We start from the raw sequence: 19,817 nt of genomic DNA, 5'->3' as shown, positions 1-19,817 counted from the left end.
AAAGCGTGAAGGTTTAATGTCTATTGAATTAATTAACGGTGGTATTGAGAGCAACAGCTGCTGACTTTTTAGCTGGCAATAACTTAATATTCCAACGCAGAGTGCGGTATTCAGAATATGGAATCTTGACCATTTTGCCATCGACTTTACGCATAAGTGGTATATCAGCGTAATTCTCACCATCAATACTGGCTTGTGCACTTGCAGGCATCGCATCGCCAGTAAATGTCATATTGGCAGGAATAGGTAGCGTTACCATTAAATCGTTAATATCTTTATTGATGGTATTGGTATAATTCGCTTTATACTGAATCACAGTACCTGCCGGTGCGGTGCGTACTGGCTTATAGACTGTTTTACCTTCCGCATTCTTTATGACTTGATTGGCTGTTAGTTCCATTTTTAGAGCATCATCAGCATGTGCTACATTTAGTAAAGAGCTAGAAGCTATAGTAGCTAATAGAATATTGCGTAGAATCTTGAAACGTTTCATATAAAATCCTTTCTTATACCGTTACTATCATTGGGATATTGATGCTTTGGGCTGCCGTGAAACTGTCTATCATTTGTTATCAGGGTCGTCTGTAAAAAATATACATTCCCTTTTAAGCTATTGTAACGTAATCGATACAAGTATCAATTATAAAGATGACAAATGGTGTTTCAAGATGACCAAACGGTAAAAGCCCTGTCTAGGAAGACAGGGCTTGATTGAGTACTCAGTAATTCGATACACAGGTGTTTAGTTACCAATGGTAGTACCATATTTAGTATTAAAACGAATGGCCTGACGGCGAGTGGCTGTAGTAGCACCTAAGGAAAAGTATTGGTGATCACTGTACCGTTGTTACCAATAGATACTGAGTTTGTTGCAAATGATGGAGTGCCACTATTTTCACCAATAGGTATTGGATTAGCTAAGGTAGAGGTAATTAGCGAATTATTAGAGTCGTTTTTACTCTGTAGCTTATCCTTGATAACAATATCTGTCAGAGAAACATTACCTCGATTGATAGCTTCAATTCTATAAGCGATACATTGTCCTGGCACAATACCAGATATTGGTTTTATACTATACGCGCTGCTAGCACTACCTTCATAATTAACACCAATTGTGGCAAGGTTATTTAGACTACAATCATGAATATACTGACTTTTGATCAATACCAATGCAGCATTTGCTTGAATAACATCACCGAAATCATTGCTAGGATAGTTGTACTGACTATTAATGATGTTTATTTGTCGCACATCGCTTGTCGTGTCTACAGAATAGGTATAATTACTAGGTTCATTCTGAGTGACACAGAGTCTTGTGTAACTACCTACTTGTGCTGGCGTCAAGCTAAAACTATAGGTTCCATCATTACCGATGTTTACCGTCTGAGGTGAGAACGTACCACTATCACCGGCACATTTATTCAAAGTAATGGTGTGACCGGTGGTAAAAGGGATACCAGATTCGGTTGGTGAATCGTATTTGCCATTGAAATAAAGACTATTATTTAAGTACTTGCTAGATATATCATCCTTAGATGGATTTGAAACATTACCGTTATCGTTAAATACTGTACCTGAAAATACATAGTTAGATCTATCATTTGTGATTGTACATGTCCAACTATCTCCGTATGTAAGCTTTAGATTCTTTGGGTCTAAAGTCGTAACGGTTGTACCATCCGATCTTCTACATGCATATAACGCAGTATAGTCTGCTAAATTTGTCGTTCCTGAGACCGCCTCTGTCAATGTATAAGTCTTGGTAGGATTAACCTTGAAAGTTCCTGTAGTACCTGTGCCCGTAGTAACTGTATTACCTGAACCCGTTGTAGTAACTGAGTTAATACCACTGGTAACGACGGAGTTATCTGCATTGTCCTTGATTTGAACAGTGAATTGATCGGTATTTGTTTTACGAGAAGAAGAGAGCACTTTAGTATATGTTAGGCGTGGCTGTGGCAAGTAGCAGTAACCATCAAATACAATGTTGATTAGCTGATCACCAGGGTTACCGAAATTGCTAAAGTCATAATAGTTTAAATCAGGATTATTACCATAAGTTACATCTACTCTAACTACAGGTTGATTAAAAGCAACGGATACTTTACACCTTTCGTCCACAGAGTCTGTACTACACAAAACGCTACTGGTAGTGGTAGTTTGACGATAGGGTGCCGTAGTCGTTATTCCGGTGCCTCTATATATTAAAGTTGGCGTCACACTAGTACCTGCACTGGTAAAACCAGTGATAGTTACTTGATCAGAAAACTCGAAATACCTAGTTCCTGAACTTGTTGAACCTACATAGTTCACATCTATATCATAAATACTTAAACTGACATTAGTAAGGGCTTGAGACTCGTTGGTAAAACTGTTTTTAAAAGTATATGAGGCCGTACGAGATGACGCCTTGTTAGTAAAATCCTGGAAAAATTCAAATGATTGAAGGTTGCCCGCTAGCGTTTTAGGTCTATAAAAATTTGAGCCGCCTGCATCTAAACTGCCAGTAGTAATCAAACTGTTAGAAGCAACAGTGTAACTTTCACTTTTAAGACCATTTAAAAGTTGGTTTACACCAAGAATAGGGGGTGATGCTGTCGATCCTAAGTTGCTGTAATCAGTGCTTGAAAACTCATCAGAAATGTAACCAGCTGGACATGTTGTTATTGCTGCAAAAGCCAAATAATTAGGTATCAGTATTAATAAAGATGGTATAGCTATCCAACGCGTTACTCTTGACTTAAAAGCTGACAGTTCAATAGACGACTTCATAATAGCTCCGAGAGTAAGAATGGAATTTGGATGTAGCTTTGTGATAAGCATAACGTCTAAGTGACAATTAATATACAAAAATGAGATGAAAGTCTATTTATAGGGTATGAATAGCATAAAAGTTTAATCAAATAATATCTATTTAGTAATTATTTAGTAATTCAAACTGTTACTACAGAGACGATATTAATTTTTATACATTCAGCAAGGTTGAATAGATATAGTTTAGCAAATGATTGATAGTCATTTTTAAAAAAACTAATCATTATTTATTTAAAAATACTTGTTATTTATCCATTTCTCTACAGCCATAAACAATTGCCTCGCAAACGCTTATAATAGAGTATCAAAATCATTCATGACTGAATATACAGGGACAACAGTATGATCTGTTTTGTAGTTTCGTCCATTTGATGCATATGTCAATTCTCAGTGGCACTATTTTGTATAATCTAGCTGTATCTCACCGTATGAAACAAGGGAATGCTTGGACATATCAAGGAAGTCATAAGTAAACCGATATCTCACTTCACACCAGTATTTAACAAAGCCTTACCGTCTAGATAGGTAGGTATGACTGATATAAAAGGATCGACAACAATGAATTATTACAAGGATGCTGACAGCACCGAAACCCAAGAATGGCTTGAAGCCTTTGAGTCTGTGATCAAACATGCAGACAAAGATCGCGCGCAGTTTTTACTAAAAGCCTTATACAATATGGCGGTGCAAGAAGGCCTGCCATTCAACCGCCTTGATACTGCTTATATCAATACCATCGCAGTCGAGGACGAGCCGATGTATCCTGGCGACTTGACCATTGAGCGTAAGATCCGTGCGCTGATTCGTTATAACGCTTTGGCGATGGTGATGCGTGCCAACAAAAACGATGACGATTTAGGTGGTCATTTGGCGACATTTGCCTCTAGTGCCACGCTGTATGAGACAGGCTTTAACCATTTTTTTCGAGCCGCAAGTGATCATTTCGGTGGTGATATGATTTATTATCAAGGTCACTCCGCGCCAGGTATCTATGCACGTTCTTATTTAGAAGGTCGTCTAACCGAAGATCAGCTTGATAACTTCCGCCGTGAAGTGGGTGGTAAAGGCTTATCAAGCTATCCTCATCCATATTTGATGCCTGACTATTGGCAGTTCCCAACGGTATCAATGGGCTTAGGTCCGATCATGTCGATTCATCATGCTCACGTGCATCGTTACATGGAAAACCGTGGCTTGCTCGAAAAAGAAGGCCGTAAAATTTGGGCATTCTTAGGTGATGGTGAGACGGATGAGCCAGAAAGCTTGGGCGCAATCTCTTGCTGGTCGTGAGAAGCTGGACAATCTAATTTGGGTTGTTAACTGTAATCTACAGCGTCTTGATGGCCCAGTCCGTGGTAATGGTAAAATTATTCAAGAGCTAGAGTCGGTATTCCGCGGTGCTGGCTGGCGTGTGATTAAAGTCATTTGGGGTGGTAAATGGGATAGCCTGCTTGCCAATGATGATACTGGCGTGCTCAAACATCGTATGGAAGAAGTGGTCGATGGTGAATACCAGCTATATGAAGCGCGTACGCCTGAATTTACTCGCAAAGAATTCTTTGGTAAATATCCTGAATTAAAAGAAATGGCAGATGCATTGACTGATAAAGACATTGCACGCCTAAACCGTGGTGGACATGATCCACAAAAGTGTACGCTGCGTTTAGCGAAGCGATGAAAACCAAAGGTCAGCCAACGGTCGTACTGGTCAAAACTGTCAAAGGCTATGGTTTGTCAAGCACAACACAAGCGGTCAATAAATCGCATCAAATCAAGAAACTTGATCAAGAGGCGCTTGTTTATTTCCGTGATCGCTTTGATTTGCCATTTACCGATGAGCAATTAGAGACCCTACCATTCTACCGTCCTGAAGAAGGTTCGGCAGAGATGAAGTATCTAAAAGGTCGCCGTGAAGCATTGGTGGTCATCTGCCAAACCGCCGTAGTGGCCATATTCCGCTGAACATCCCTGAGCTATCGATATTTGATCGCGTATTAAAGGGTAGTAACGGTAAAGAACAATCAACGACGATGGTATTTGTACGTCTGTTATCAGCCATGCTGAAAACAAAGACATCCAAGATCGCGTGGTACCAATCGTACCAGACGAAGCGCGTACCTTTGGTTTAGAAGGTATGTTCCGTCAATTGGGTATTTACTCTGCGGTCGGACAAAAATATACGCCAGAAGATAGCGAAGCATTGATGGGCTATAAAGAAGCCATCGATGGCCATATGTTAGAAGAAGGTATCAACGAAGCGGGTGCGATGAGTACATGGATTGCCTTGGCAACCAGTTACTCTGTGAACGCGCTACCAATGATTCCGATGTACATCTATTACTCGATGTTTGGCTTCCAGCGCATAGGTGACTTGGCGTGGGCAGCAGGTGACTGTCAGGCACAAGGCTTTATTAGGGGCTACTGCGGGTCGTACGACTTTGAATGGTGAAGGCTTGCAGCATCAAGATGGCCATTCGCAGATTTTGTTTAACACCGTACCGAACTGCGTGAGCTATGACCCTTGCTATGGTTATGAGTTGGCGGTCATCATGCATGATGGCCTACGCCGGATGTACGGAGAAGGCGAGCGCGTTTATTATTACCCAACGCTAATGAACGAAAACTACGACCAGCCTGCCATGCCAGAAGGAAGCGAGGAAGGTATCAAGCGCGGTATGTATTTGCTTGAAGACAACGGCTCAACTCAGGTACAGCTATTGGGTTCAGGCGTGATTCTACGTGAAGTACAAAAGCGGCTCAGATCCTAAAAGATGAGTTCAATATCACATCAAACGTTTGAGTGTCACCAGCTTCAACGAGTTGACTCGTGATGGTATGGTTTGTGACGACTACAACCGTCTACATCCAATGAATGAAGAAAAAGTGCCATGGGTTACTGAGCAATTAGCACCGCACGAAGGCATCGTAGTTGCAGCCACTGACTACATGCGTAACTACTCAGAGCAAATTCGTGCTTGGTTACCAGACAACCGTCCTTATACCACGCTTGGCACAGATGGTTATGGCCGCTCTGATACTCGCGAGAACCTACGCAGCTTCTTTAACGTTGATGCGGCTCATATCGTTGTCGCCACGCTTAAGCGCTTAGCGGATGAGGGTGAAGTCGAGATGCGTTTGGTAAAAGATGCGATTTCAAGCTTAGGCATCGATGCGGATCAGCCACCTGCATGGCACCAACAGTCTTATTATGATCATTCTCCAGATGCACCTGCACCAGGCAAAGTCAACCCAAGTCCTGTGCCTGAGTTCGTTGCTGAAGACGATGAAGATATCAGCAATGAAGGCCGCGCCGAAGATCAAGCAGATGCGCCCTTGCTCAATGACGGTGATGTCAAAGAATAATAATCATAAGACTAGGAGATAAAACATGGACATTAAAGCCCCCGATTTGGTGTCGATAGTGCTGAAGTCAGCGAAATTATGGTAGCAGTGGGTGATGTCATCGCAAAAGATGACAACATCGTTTTGTTAGAGTCTGACAAAGCGTCAGTTGAAGTACCAAGCTCTGCTGCTGGTAAAGTCACCAAAATCAATGTCGCCATCGGCGATCAAGTCAGCGAAGGCATGGTATTGATCGAAGTAGAGAGTGCTGACGCAAGCGATGATAATGACGATACTGCCGAAGAAGTAACTGATTCAGAACAAGCAGACGATAATAATGAAGACGCACCTGTTGAAGATGATGCAGATGCAGAAGAAGCGACTGATGATGCTGGCGAAGGCGCATCGACTACCCATGCACCGCCAGATATAGGCGTTGATGAAGCGCAAGTGGCTGAGATTATGGTGAGTGTAGGCGACACGGTCAGTGCCGATGAGTCTATCCCACTGATTGAGTCAGACAAAGCCTCAGTCGAAGTGCCTGCACCAGAAGCAGGCGTAGTTGAAAAAATCTTGGTTAATGCTGGTGACACTGTTGCCAACGGTCAAGACTTTATCGTTATTAAAGCGGCAGGTACCCTAAGGCAAAACCGAAAGCAGATACTGCTAAAACTGAAGATAAAGCGGACAAGCCTGCACCGAAAACTGAAAGCAAGTCACAGCCAGCCCCAACAGGCGAGCCAGAGCAAGCGCCTGCACCGACCTCAACTGCTGCACCTGCGGGCAAAAAAATTGAGCGAAGCGGAAGTCAATGAAAAGTTGGTTGATGTATATGCAGGTCCTGCTGTACGTAAATTGGCTCGTCAGCTTGGCGTCGATATCACACAGGTAAAGGGTTCAGCACTAAACGATCGCATTCTAAAAGAAGATCTGTTTGCGCATGTTAAAAACCGTTTGACCACCCAACAAGCCGCACCAGCTGCTCAGGGTGCTGTTAGCTCAGGTCTGCCAAAACTACCTGATATGAGCAATGTTGAAATCTGGGGCGAAACAGAAACCCAAGATTTAAGCCGCTTGCAAAAGTGTCAATCCCGCAGCTGAACTACAATACCTATCTACCGCAAGTGACACAGTTTGATTTGTCTGATATCACCGAAACTGAAAAACTACGCGGTGAGCTAAAGGGTGACATGAAGGCGCAAGGTATTGGCCTGACTATTTTGGCCTTTATTGTTAAAGCAACTGCTTACGCCTTGACTCAGCATCCACGTTTCAACAGTCATTTGAGCGACGATAATACACAAATTATCTTACGTAAGAGTGTCAACATGGTATTGCGGTTGCGACTGATGACGGCCTAGTGGTTCCTGTGATTAAAAATGCACAGGACAAAGGCATCAAGCAGATCGCGATTGAAATTGGTGAGCTTGCAGGCAAAGCCCGTGATAAAAAGCTCACTACTAAAGATATGCAAGGTGCCAGCTTTACCATATCAAGCCAAGGTATCTTGGGCGGTACATCATTCACGCCACTGGTCAACTGGCCACAAGTAGGCATCTTGGGCGCATCAGAAGCGACCATGCAGCCAGTTTGGAATGACGCTAAGCAAACTTTTGAGCCGCGCTTGATGCTGCCATTATCATTGTCTTATGACCACCGCGTCATCAATGGTGCGGATGCAGCGGTATTCACTCGCTATGTTGCTACATTGCTTGCTGATCCACGCCGTATTTTGCTATAGCTGATACGCTACTTTAAAATTAAAACCAAAAAAAAGACTGCCTAAGGGTGGTCTTTTTTTGAGCAGTACTGTATTAGATATGAGTAACTATCAGTTAAAAAAAAGCCAGCATCAGCGCTGGCTTTTTATACTTAGATCATCGAGTTTAATACGATTTGTGATTAAAACTGTTTAACAAATGCAATGCCATATGCCCAAGGGCTGATATCGATTTCACCGATGTCACCGCCATCTAAAGTAGCATCTGTTTTGATGTCCATATAGCGTGCATCGATACGGAAAGCTTCAGTTGGAGCGAAAGGAATGTCTAAACCGACATGACCAGCCACACCAACACTATCATCAAGATCTAAATCACCACCAGTAGAGATTCTTTCTTTAAAAAAGGTCGTATAGTTCACGCCAACACCAACGAATGGCTTGATATTCATTGGCATGTTGTCAGAGTCAAAGTGATATTGCACAGAAAGAGTTGGTGGTAAATGTTGGGTTTTACCTGTTAAAACTTGTGTGCCATCCGCACTGTTTAGATCAAAATCATGATGAAATGGAAGTGCTGCGAGTAGCTCAACACCGACATTGTTGGCAATGAAATACTCACCACTAATAGTTGGCTGTATATCGCCGTCAACATCAACAGACAAACCATTATCTAGAGTGCCATTATCACTTTTAGGGTCAACATAATGTGCACCAGCCGCAATAGACCAAGTGCCAGAAGGTACGGCAAAAGCAGTGGTCATGGTAAGGGCAGTGGCAGCGGCTAAAACTAGGGATTGTAGTTTCATGATTTGGTTCCTTAATATATTAAAAGGTTATCAGTGCTAATGAGGGATGACATTGCACACTGATACATAATGTTATAATGGATGATAAAGCGGTAACATTATGACTCCATTATAGTATAAAACCACAATTACTGTAAGGTTTTAATTGTGCTTTACTAAGTTTTATTTAATTATTTATAGTAAAGGCGATAACGGTATAATTATTTTGATTATTTAAAAAATTGATTATTGTGAGGTAGGGTATAAGCCTGTTGTGATACTCTGAAAATAGGTAGATAAGAATTATAGTCAATCCATTAAAAGCGTTACAGCGTTAACCTCGCTTGAAGTATGACGTATACATCTGCACTCGGTTGCCTTGTACCACTCTTAAATTGGATCAACTATATATTGATTATTGCTAATGTCTAAACGGTAGAATTGGAAATAAATGGTGACGGCTTACTGAATTGATATTCATGATTTGATAAAAGGCGTACGTATTATGCTTGGTTATTGTAGCAACTCCCCACTACGTTGTAAGAACGCCCGTTCTACCAACATATTGAATCAGGTAGATTCTTGTTGCCCTGAGTGCCATTTATTTTTAGTACCTGCTCAAGACATCAGCCAGCAATTGCCCGCTGATGAGCAGTTTTTACGATTATCAGTAGTAGGCACCGCATTGGTGCTATTAATAGCAGTCTATCTTTATTATCTACATGGGACATAATATAGTCGAACCACTATTAAAGTGTTACCGCGTTAGACTCGTTTAGCCTACTACTGTAGTACTTGCACTCGTCTGCCTTGTACCACTTTTAATATTGATTGACTATAGCGGCTGCTGATGAACAGGCGATAAGCCAATGCCATGCTGGGTCATGTCAAATAGTTGATATTTTCGTATTGATCAAAGTGCATTGATAAAAGCGCATTGAATAAAGCGTGCGCTTTTGATGATAGAGCGCTTGAACACCTTGCAAGGCAGTTAATTTATTTTATTTATATAATACCGGTATTTCACCGAATAGGGACGGCATGCTACTCCAATCTATAAGGCGCTTACGTCATTTTGTTTATGATACGTTGCAAAATGATGAACATGACACTTTATTTAGCCGCTATATTGATTATTTTCTCATATTTTTGATTATGACCAATGTGGCAGCTGTGATTGCTGAGTCAGTTGACAGCTGGTACTACCCTTATCAAAATTATTTTACTTGGTTTGAAAACTTCTCTATTGTGGTCTTTTCTATTGAATATTTGCTGCGACTATGGAGTGTTGCTGAAGCCAAACCGGACAATACAACGTGGAAACAGCGTTGGGATTGGATCAGAAGTCCTTCCGCACTCATTGACTTGGTAGCCATTGTTCCAGCCTTCTTAAATTTCTTCGTCAATATTGATCTGCGTTTCTTACGTATTTTGCGTTTGTTCCGTATTCTCAAACTGACCCGCTATTTTGCGTCCATGCGTATCCTGCTAGTGGTCATCAGTAAAGAGCGCGGTTCGTTCCAAGCGGTTATTTTTATATTGATTATTATGATTGTGACTGCCTCGAGTGGCATTTATTTGGTCGAAAACCATGCGCAGCCAGAAGAGTTTGAGTCAATACCCAAGGCGATGTGGTGGGCTGTAGTAACGCTCACGACCGTGGGTTATGGAGATGTCACACCAATCACTAATGCTGGCAAGATATTGGGTGCTATTATTACGATATTGGTGGGTTTGGCGGCACTGCCTGCAGGTATTCTGGCGACAGGTCTGGCAAATGAATTGGTACAACGCCGTGAAGAGCTGGAGCAGCATTTTCGTGAGCAGCTGATCGATAGTGATTTTGATTTGGTACAAAATCAGATGATGATTGACAAGATTCGCCGAGAGTTGGGACTGGATAAAGAGCAAGCACAAAATATTGTACTGCAAGTGCTACGTGAGCAAGAGCTTGAGCGGCGCGAAAAGAAGTGGAGGTGCGTCAAAGAATTTTTGCCCGCATTGCGGTGGGAGGTTTTATAGCTTAGTATCTATCAGGCAATCATAGAAATTTATGCTTAAGATTTCTAGAAACAAGTATATTTGTCAGGGAAACATAAAAGGGTACTGTGTGGTTGAGATGCAGTACCCTTTTTAGATTTTATGATCGACTGACGCTATATTCCTTGAGGAATCGGTAGCGCCCGTGCCAATTCATGCGCAACTTCTTGCGCCGCTTTTGAGAGATCTTCTGCGCTCAGTGGTAAATTTTGTAGGGTTAAATGCCAGTCATCAACGGATCGGCGCAAATGAGCCACCCAAAGCGTTTTACAATCACGTGGGAGCTGCTTTAGGTTGACTTCAAAACAGCGGTTACCCTCATCATCACCTCAAATGAATCTCACCTTTTTTAACCCCTAGAGAGTGAGTGCCCGTGATAGGAGTTGGCAATCAAAGCGATATGAGTGATATGTAAGGGAATTTCTGCTAGCTCTAGTCTGATTTGTTCTTGATCAAGCGGAGCCAAATACATGGTTTGCTCTCCGCGATCCTTGCCATTTAGACTGTCTCCTTGGTGCTTGACGGATTCAGCTTTGTCACGTAATTGTTTGAACCAGACAATATCACTAATGATGCAATTGTCATCATATAATACACAAGCCAAGTCGATATCTACCGCGCTTTTGTCCTTTTTAAAACGTTTAAACAACCCCTTTTGGCTCGATCTTAGTAAATTCATAGTTGAGCGCAAAAATAACGTTCCCGTATCCAAGCCCAGTCCCTCTTAAACTGTCGGAAAGCAGCGGTGATGGGGCAGCGGTTGGCATAATATTCCTTTTTTAATTTTTAGTGGTTAACGATTAGTGTCATTCGAGTGTTATTCGTTGTTTGTCATTGCAGGTTGGTCCAATACCGCTTGATAAAGGAGTGCAGGCTTGGCGTCTAACAGTCCACTGCCAAAACCACGTAACCACCAAACCAGCTGTGAGGTCAAATTAACGGTCGCTTTTATTGTTAGGGTGTCGTCGTCGTTTGATGTGACGATTTGATCATCACTCAGCTTGCTCTCAGTGAGGCTTCGGCCTGCTTTTTGGGTAAATTTTAGCTCAACGGCTGTGTTTTTACCACGCTCAGCCAACTCACCAAATAATGGATGACTAAAGCCCATACTGCCTTCATCCAAATACGTATCGAGCTGAAAGTTATCTGGTGTCTTTGCTGCGCTCTCTAAAATCTCGACTCTATCAAATCGATGTAGCGCAAAGGTACGAATGGTGGCATCGGGGTCATCGGTACGAGTCGCCAGTAGATAAATAATCACGCCACGCTGAATGATAGCAATAGGGTTTAGCGTATATTCGCTGGCCTCTGATTTATTGCTGCGAGTGTAGCAAGCATTAATTTGCAGCTGATAAAACAATGCATGGTAAATGTTGTCTTTGCTATCTAAATCTATATCTGGGGCAATAAGTGGCTGGGTCGCAGGCTCGATACGTACACGGTCTATCCATGAATGCGTGACTTTACTGTTTTTGAGCTGTCGTCTTGCTAGATCAAACCACGGAAATAGCTCATCTAAAAATCACAGGCGGCAATAGCTGAGTGAGATTGGCCTCGACCATATTAAAAGCAACTGCCTGCGATAGATTCATATGCGGCAAGCTTTGCAGCGGTGCATCTTCTTCCAGCGCCAACCTTGTGGATTGGCGTTGTTTTTTCGATAGGAAAGCGTTTGGCCAATGCGTTCAAATCACGTTGCACGGTACGCAGGCTGATGTCAAAACCGGCCATCATGAGCTGTTCATAAATATGAGTCGTACCTACCCAGCGATTGCGCTGTAGCTGTGACAGTACTTGCCATTGACGAGCCGTTGTCGCTGCCCCATAACGATTATCCTGGGTCTCTTTTAACACATCATTTTCTGCCGCCTCTATTGTAACTGCTTGCTCATCAGAATCTGATTGAGCTTGAAGGTTATTGGCATTAGTAGAATGTACAGTCATCAAAAAATACCCTTTATAAAGTCACAGGTTATTGTTCTACAGATTTTGGCTGGTTGTTTATCATCTCAGAAAAGTATCAAAGCGTCTAGGGACGTTCGTATACATTTAGACATCGTTTAGGCGCCGTTTAAGCACCGTCTAAACACGTCCTAATTATCATTTTGGTGTGTTGTCATTGACACTTTAAGCTTCACTGTGCTCACGGTTGTCAGTGACGTCACTATCGTTATTTTCGCCTTTGCGATTTTCTTTTCTATTTTGTCCTCTTTTTTTGGCGCTTGGCTTTGCGTTTTTTCTTCTTTCTTTTTTGACTTTTATCATCTACCTCATCGTCGCCGTCTTGGTTCTCATCCCATAACATCAGACGATTTAGGACTTTGCCAAATAGGGTGTCCTTGCGGTAGCGACCTTTTTTATTCATGGTATCGATGGGTAGGCCTGTCATCAAGGTCAATGCTTCACTCAAGGTATAAACGCCATAAATATGGAAGTCGCCGTCTTTTACCGCAGCAATGATATCGTCGCGTAGCATGAGTTGTTTGACATTGGCCATTGAATGACCACGCCTTGAGCGCCCGTCAACTCTTGCTCACGGCACGCATCAAAAAAGCCGGCGATTTTGGCATTGATACCACCAACCGCTTGTACTTCGCCCAGCTGATTCATAGAACCAGTAATGGCAAAGGATTGATCAATAGGGACATTTGCTAAAGCGGATAGTAGCGCACAACCTTCGCTAACGGTGGCACTATCACCATCGATATGGGCGTAGCTTTGTTCAAACGCGAGCGAAGCGCTGAAGTTTAGTGCATGGTGTTGGCTAAATAACGCGCGCAAATAACTGGTCATGATCAACATACCCTTGGCGTGCAAGCTACCACCCAAGTCTACATCACGCTCGATATCAAGGATTTCACCTGCGCCAATATTGGGCTGAATAACGGCAGTGAGGCGCGCTGGCATGCCAAACTCACTATCGGCATAGCTGACGACGGTCAGGGCGTTGACTTGCCCAACTGCACTACCTTGGGTTTGAATCAGCTGCTGGCCGTTTTTGAGTTCGTCCCAGTATAGATCGCGCAAATATCCTGAGCGCTCATCCATGTCGTCAATTGCCTGAGTGACATGATCTGCTGTCACCATTATCTCATCATTTAAACGAGCGTGACGGTTTGATTCATGCAACAGTTTAATCAACAAATCACTGTGTAGGCTTAAACGGTCCTGCTCTTCAGCTTGCAAGCTTAAATGCTCAAGCAACGTGGCTTGCGCGCTACTATCGAATGGATAGAGATCAGCATAATCGATGATGTCTGCCATTTTCGCTACCAGTGCCAATTCATGCTCGCTGGTGCGCGTCACATCATCATGAAAGTCCGCGCGAACTTTAAACACTGCATCAAACTCAGGCTCAAGCTCAAGCAGCTCATAATATAAGTCTGCTTCACCTAATAAGATCACTTTGATATCAAGATCAATGGGCGCTGGTGATAAAGACAAGCTACCTGTTAGCGTTAGCATTTGCTCAAGGCTTGAGAGCTTAATTTTGCGTGACTGTAGTGCGCGCTTTAGACCTTGCCATGCATAAGGATGCTCAAGTAAATGGCTGGCTTCTAGCAGCAGGTAGCCGCCATTGGCACGGTGTAGGGCACCTGCGCGAATCATACTGACATCAGTCGTTACTGTCCCTAATTGAGTGATTTGCTCAACATGACCCAATAAGTTTAGATGGGTTGGTAAGTCTTCAAAGACAACAGGCGCGCCACTGTCTGGTGCGTGACTGACAATGACATTGACCGCGTAACGGCTGGGTGTTGTGGTCAATACAGCCGTCACAAACTCTTCGTCATCGCCGTTAACGATACGCTCTACATGAGTAACCATATCGGCAAATATGGCTTTGAGATAGTCAACCACAAGTGGGTGCGTGGCAAATTGCTCATAAACAGGCGCGAACAAAGGCTGTAGTGCACGGCGTGCGATACTGCGATGCAGTGATTCTATCGCATCGTTGGCTTCGTCTTCTAACTGCTCCAACGCAATGGTTAGTTGACTGAGGCGCTTTTGCATATGGTTTTTCTGTACGAAGTTATTTAACTCAGCCTCGTACTCACTGTTACCATACTCAGAATTTTGAGCGTTGTTTTGCTCTTCATCATGGTTAGTCTTATCGTTGCTCAATATATTGGCTTTTTCGTTATCATTTCTTGGTGATAAATTTGCACTGTTGCTAGATGATTCTGAAGCCTTTACAGGGTCGCTACTACTGTCTGTCGTCAACTGACTGGGATGGACGAAAACTGCCTTGTTATCAAACGAGCGAAACGTTAAGGCTAGATCATACTGTTTGCCCTCAGCGTTTAGCGCGTCGTAAGCATGACTCTCTTTTTGATGTGTATTGTTTTTAATCGCTTCGATTTTACTTTGGTATTGGTCGCTACGAAAGCGTTGGCTTAGTCGCTTTTTGCCTGTTGCCACAAGTTATTGACCTGCTGTTGTAGCAAGGCGGCTTGTCCTGCAGGTAGACGCAGAGCCAGTGGCGTACGTGGATCGGTAAAATTGTGCACATAAACCCAATCATCAGGCGTTGGTGCGTCGGCGGCAATACGGGCCAACAGGCGACTGATGACAGTACGCTTACCCAAGCCGTTCTCACCAGCAGCAAACACATGATAGCCACTTGCATTGATGTCTAGCGCTGTATGCAAGGCTTTGAGCGCACGTTGTTGACCGAAGCCAACATCTAAGTCAGGCGCAGTACGTGTGTCTGTAGGCAGCTCATCAGGGTCGCTATAGCGTTTTAGTTGCTCAGCTGAAATACGGCAGCTTTTTTGAACCTCAGTAAAAATAGGATTTGGGGCGTTAGATATTACTGGTTTATCGTCTTGTGAGTCAGCGGTAGGTGGTACCATATTATTAGCGTCTTTTGATATTTGAGACATAAGGGGGTAGGGTCGTTCGGTCATAGGCGTTTAAGAGATCATCTTAGCAATAGTAACAGAGTTAAAGAAGCAGTACGGTATTATAAAAAAGCGCTTCTTAGATTTTTATAATCAAGCAGAATATCTTACAAGATATGGCCACAATTTAGCGAAATCATTGAGCATACTTTTGTATCATGGTGAGATAACTATGTAGCAATAGGCGACTGGAGCATAAATTAAGCGGAAGTTTTGCGCTATTAAAGTAGAATAACGCCTCACAAACCGTGCAGATAGTATAAGATGTCCCACATTGGCGCAATCTGCAACTATTCAATGAGCAGACTGCATGATAAAATAGGCGGTTCACATGTCAAAACTGGATAACTCGTTGTATGTCAGCTTCCGCTAAAACCTCTTCGTCGTCTACTAGCACGGGTAATATCAATATTGATCCGACTGGCTTTGTGAAGCTTGGCTCACAATTGCCAAAGCTGGCCAGTATCTTAGCCCAAGCCGTAAATGAGCTAAGTCTATCACTAAGTGAGAAACAGCAGCGCACGTTATTATTATACTTAGACCAGCTTTTGTTGTGGAATAAAGCGTATAATCTGACCGCCATCACCGATCCAGAAGAAGCGCTGATCAAACATGTGATTGATTGCTTGTCTATTATAACGCATTTGCCGACAGGGTCGCTGCTTGATATCGGTACAGGTGCAGGGTTGCCTGCAGTGATTATTGCGATTTGTCAGCCTGAGCGCTCGTGTACAGCCCTTGATAGTAATCAAAAAAGATTCGCTTTATTAAGCAGATCAGCAGTGAGCTTGGCTTACGTAATATGCAACCGATCGCTTCGCGTATTGAAGCGCACGAAGCCAGCTATGATGTGGTGACTTCTAGAGCGTTTGCCAGTTTGATAGATTTTGTTGAAGTAGCGCAGCCGAGATTGGCAGATGGCGGTTATTTGTGTGCTATGAAAGGCAAAGTGCCAAGCGATGAAGAGCTACAAGCGCTTGATAGTGATTGGCACATTAAGACGATTAAGCTGACAGTGCCGCGTCTGCATGATAGTCGTCATTTGATTGAAATGTCTGCTAAAAATGCCTGAAAGGTAGATACTTCTCAGTCATGAAACAGCAGTCGTTTTTTGTGAAACGCAGTTTACGTTTGTACCTAAATGGCATAGTATTTAAAAGGCACTGAAAATATACAAACGAAAATTGGGTGATTTATAAAAGAATTTTTTTATAAATGGCTGACTTTCATGAAGCGCTGATTTAGTAGCACTGCATAAGCATATAAGATTGAGCGGCAAATAAATTAAAAGAAAAAGTCAGTAACAGACCTTAATAAAATTGAGTGAGTGTATGGAAATCATAGCAATTGCGAATCAAAAAGGCGGCGTGGGCAAAACCACGACGGCGGTAAACTTGACCGCCAGTTTAGCTGCTAAGCGCAAGCACGTACTACTGATTGACTTAGACCCACAGGGCAATGCAACCAGCGGTACGGGTGTCGACAAAAACGAGCTGATGCTTACCATAGCCGATGTTTTACTGGATGGTGTAGCGCTTTCAGAAGCGATTGTGACCAGTCCGGCAGGGTTTGATGTGATCGGTGCCAATCGTGATTTGGCTGGTATGGACATCACATTGATGAGTAAAACGGACAGTCACGAGCTGTTCAAAACGGCGATGAAAAATCTGGTTGATGCGCAGACATCCCTCGCAACAGCCGCCATACGATTACGTGATTATAGACTGTGCACCCAGTTTGAACCTACTGACGATTAATGCCTTGGTTGCAACTGATAGTGTGATTATCCCAATGCAGTGTGAATATTATGCATTAGAGGGATTAGCGGATTTATCACAGACGATTGAGCGTCTTACTGAATTAAACCCTAAGTTATATATTCGCGGTGTTGTGAGAACGCTGTTTGATGCGCGTAACACGCTTGCCCGTGATGTGTCTGCTGAATTAGAAGCGCACTTTGGCGATATTATGTATAAGACTCATATTCCAAGAAACATTCGCCTAGCAGAAGCACCCGCGCATGGTCTACCAGTGATTGCTTATGAGAGATGGTCAAAAGGCGCGCGCGCCTATCAAAAATTGGCCGCTGAAGTGATGAAGCAAAGTAGCTAGTTTTTCTATAAAAGCTTTCGAACAATAAAGCACTTAACATTGTATTTAGTAAGCCGCAGCAGTAATCAATTGGCTTTTATTTTAGCGTTAGAGGATAGGTAATCATGGCGAAGAAAAGAGGGTTGGCTGCCAATCGAGGCTTAGATGCCTTATTAGGGTCAATCAAGAAAGAAAAGCAAATCACCGCCTCTGCCTTGCAAGATGATATGGCTGCACGCGATGTGGCCGTGCCAGCTGAAACGCTAGACACCAACATGCCTGTGAAAACTGCCCCCGTCGATGCGGCTGCGCCCAAAGCCAGTAAAAAATCGGCTGCAAAATCCACTGATAATGACACTACTGTCAGTAATAGTACTCGTTCATCACGTGTGACAAGCAAGACGGCTATCAACAAAACGCGTGGTAATAGCACAGACGTAAACGCTTCAGAGGATCAAATCAGCCTCGTGCAGATCGATGTCACGCGTCTACAAGCAGGTAGTATCAACCGCGCCGTGACATGAGTGAAACGGCACTGGCAGAATTGGCATCTTCTATTGAGCAGCATGGCGTGATGCAGCCCATCGTTATCCGCCCATTGCTCGCCAATGAAGATAAGAGTGAAGTATTTGTCACTCATGAAATTATCGCTGGCGAACGTCGCTGGCGCGCGGCAAAAATGGCGGGTAAGTCGGTTATTCCAGCGATTGAGCGTGCGTTATCTGATGAGCTTGCTATTGCATTGGCCTTAATTGAAAATATCCAGCGTGAAGATCTATCGGTGATCGAGCAGGCAGCCGCGTTGCAGCGCTTTCATACAGAGTTTGGTATGAGTCACGCCATGATTGCTGAAGTGGTAGGCAAGGCGCGTACAACGGTATCGAATTTACTACGTCTAAATCAATTGCATGATACGGTAAAAGATCATTTGGCAAATAGCGCACTAGACATGGGTCACGCTCGAACGCTTTTAGCATTGTCTTCTGAGCAGCAGCCAATCATTGCACAAAAAAATCATCGATGGCGGTATGACGGTGCGAGAAGCTGAAAAGCTGGTCAAATCCATTTTGAACCCTGTACCCAAGGCTAACCGTGTCGAACAAGCACAGTCTCGTGACGAAGAGCGTCTCACGCAAAGATTGACAGATATGTTGGGTGCTGAAGTCAAGCTTAAGCACAAAAAAAGACGGGCAGGGTAGTGTTGAGATCTTTTTCACAGTCAAGACCAGTTAGCTGCTTTGATTAAACACATAGAAGCACAGGCTTAAGACAATACGCAAGCTAGTAGGACTGATTTATTAGTAACGACTATTTACGTATAAATCCATCTACGTAATAACTGTTTTTAAAAAATATGGAAGAGAGCAAATATGTGGGAGTTAGTAAAGGCAGGCGGCTGGCTAATGACACCTATTGTCGTCTGCTCTATATTGGCATTGGTTATCATTATTGAGCGTAGTCATACATTGCAATTTAGCAAGACTGTGCCTAGCAGACTGCGTGAGCAGCTCATCACTCGCCTACGCGAAAATGGCGATATCGGCCGTACACAATTGATGAATGTCAAAGAGAAGACAGCGCTTGGTGATATTTTGGCAACGGGGCTGCTCTATCGTCAGTACGGCCTAGAGTCTATGACCATGCATATGCAAAATCGTGCTAGCGTACAAGTCCACCAGCTAGAAAAAATATCAATATGTTGGGTACAATTGGTGCCATTGCGCCATTGCTTGGATTATTAGGTACGGTATTAGGTATTATTTCTTCATTCTTAGCGATTACTGATGGTGCGATGCAAGATCCAACAATGCTTGCTGCTGGTGTCTCACAAGCACTAATTACCACGGCTGCTGGTATGATCGTCGCCATCCCAGCGCTTGTCGCGTATCGATACTTTCAGCGGCGTATCATCGACATCAATGCACAGTTCGAGACTCAAGCAGGGCTGATGATTCAAGAGCTATACGACTACCAATTGCTCGACAATACTTACGTAGCGGCACCTGCTAATAGTATGACTACTATTGATGAGCGTGCTACTGATCGATTAGATGTAGATAAAAGCAATATGGCGACAATATAATTGTCATAGTTTTGATCCTGAGTTTGATGCTCAAA

Annotated in this window: 6 protein-coding genes and 9 pseudogenes; 8 read left to right on the top strand and 7 right to left on the bottom strand. The window is 43.3% G+C overall.

The features are described 5' to 3' along the window. Positions 1-28: 28 nt before the first annotated feature. Both PKHYL_RS10270 and PKHYL_RS10265 read right to left on the bottom strand, forming a co-directional pair. Entirely contained in the window at positions 29-493 is a 465-nt protein-coding gene (locus PKHYL_RS10270) for a hypothetical protein (RefSeq protein ID WP_093070858.1), read from the bottom strand. 320 nt (positions 494-813) lie between these two features. Then, positions 814-2,772: a hypothetical protein gene (locus PKHYL_RS10265; protein ID WP_240365078.1), complete on the bottom strand. Its 1,959-nt coding sequence runs from the start codon at positions 2,770-2,772 to the stop codon at positions 814-816. Positions 2,773-3,372: 600 nt separating this feature from the next. Between PKHYL_RS10265 and aceE the strand changes: the two are divergent. Both aceE and PKHYL_RS18885 read left to right on the top strand, forming a co-directional pair. Then, positions 3,373-6,177 (top strand): annotated as a pseudogene (gene aceE, locus PKHYL_RS10260) (pyruvate dehydrogenase (acetyl-transferring), homodimeric type). Positions 6,178-6,202: 25 nt separating this feature from the next. Beyond that, positions 6,203-7,897: pseudogene (locus tag PKHYL_RS18885) on the top strand (2-oxo acid dehydrogenase subunit E2). Between the two features lie 161 nt (positions 7,898-8,058). Here the strand turns inward: PKHYL_RS18885 and PKHYL_RS10245 are convergent. Further along, positions 8,059-8,685: an OmpW/AlkL family protein gene (locus PKHYL_RS10245; protein ID WP_071001346.1), complete on the bottom strand. Its 627-nt coding sequence runs from the start codon at positions 8,683-8,685 to the stop codon at positions 8,059-8,061. A 484-nt stretch (positions 8,686-9,169) separates the two neighbouring features. On the opposite strand from PKHYL_RS10245, the gene PKHYL_RS10240 reads away from it, so the two are divergent. Both PKHYL_RS10240 and PKHYL_RS10235 read left to right on the top strand, forming a co-directional pair. After that, positions 9,170-9,397: a hypothetical protein gene (locus tag PKHYL_RS10240; protein WP_143007428.1), complete on the top strand. Its 228-nt coding sequence runs from the start codon at positions 9,170-9,172 to the stop codon at positions 9,395-9,397. Between the two features lie 308 nt (positions 9,398-9,705). Then, positions 9,706-10,711, top strand: a pseudogene (locus PKHYL_RS10235) (ion transporter). A 109-nt stretch (positions 10,712-10,820) separates the two neighbouring features. On the opposite strand, the gene PKHYL_RS17620 reads toward PKHYL_RS10235, so the two are convergent. From PKHYL_RS17620 to PKHYL_RS10220, 4 genes and pseudogenes are all read right to left on the bottom strand, one after another. Next, the gene (locus PKHYL_RS17620; protein WP_269778154.1) at positions 10,821-10,952 is read right to left on the bottom strand and encodes a hypothetical protein; all 132 of its coding nucleotides are present in this window, start codon (positions 10,950-10,952) and stop codon (positions 10,821-10,823) included. 101 nt (positions 10,953-11,053) lie between these two features. After that, positions 11,054-11,416: a TerD family protein gene (locus PKHYL_RS10230; RefSeq protein ID WP_240365076.1), complete on the bottom strand. Its 363-nt coding sequence runs from the start codon at positions 11,414-11,416 to the stop codon at positions 11,054-11,056. Between the two features lie 105 nt (positions 11,417-11,521). Further along, positions 11,522-12,648: pseudogene (locus PKHYL_RS10225) on the bottom strand (helix-turn-helix transcriptional regulator). Positions 12,649-12,831: 183 nt separating this feature from the next. Then, positions 12,832-15,560 (bottom strand): annotated as a pseudogene (locus PKHYL_RS10220) (AAA family ATPase). Positions 15,561-15,964: 404 nt separating this feature from the next. Here PKHYL_RS10220 and rsmG point away from each other — a divergent pair. The 4 pseudogenes from rsmG (at position 15,965) to PKHYL_RS10200 (ending at position 19,782) form a co-directional block, all read left to right on the top strand. Further along, positions 15,965-16,680, top strand: a pseudogene (gene rsmG / locus PKHYL_RS10215) (16S rRNA (guanine(527)-N(7))-methyltransferase RsmG). A 259-nt stretch (positions 16,681-16,939) separates the two neighbouring features. Beyond that, positions 16,940-17,720 (top strand): annotated as a pseudogene (locus PKHYL_RS10210) (ParA family protein). Positions 17,721-17,824: 104 nt separating this feature from the next. Beyond that, positions 17,825-18,967 (top strand): annotated as a pseudogene (locus PKHYL_RS18880) (ParB/RepB/Spo0J family partition protein). A 102-nt stretch (positions 18,968-19,069) separates the two neighbouring features. Next, a pseudogene (locus PKHYL_RS10200) lies at positions 19,070-19,782 on the top strand (MotA/TolQ/ExbB proton channel family protein). The last annotated feature ends 35 nt before the right edge of the window (positions 19,783-19,817 follow it).

Source organism: Psychrobacter sp. KH172YL61, from assembly GCF_007182895.1.
GTDB classification, from domain to species: Bacteria; Pseudomonadota; Gammaproteobacteria; order Pseudomonadales; family Moraxellaceae; genus Psychrobacter; species Psychrobacter pacificensis.
This window is presented reverse-complemented; position numbering and strand designations above follow the sequence as displayed.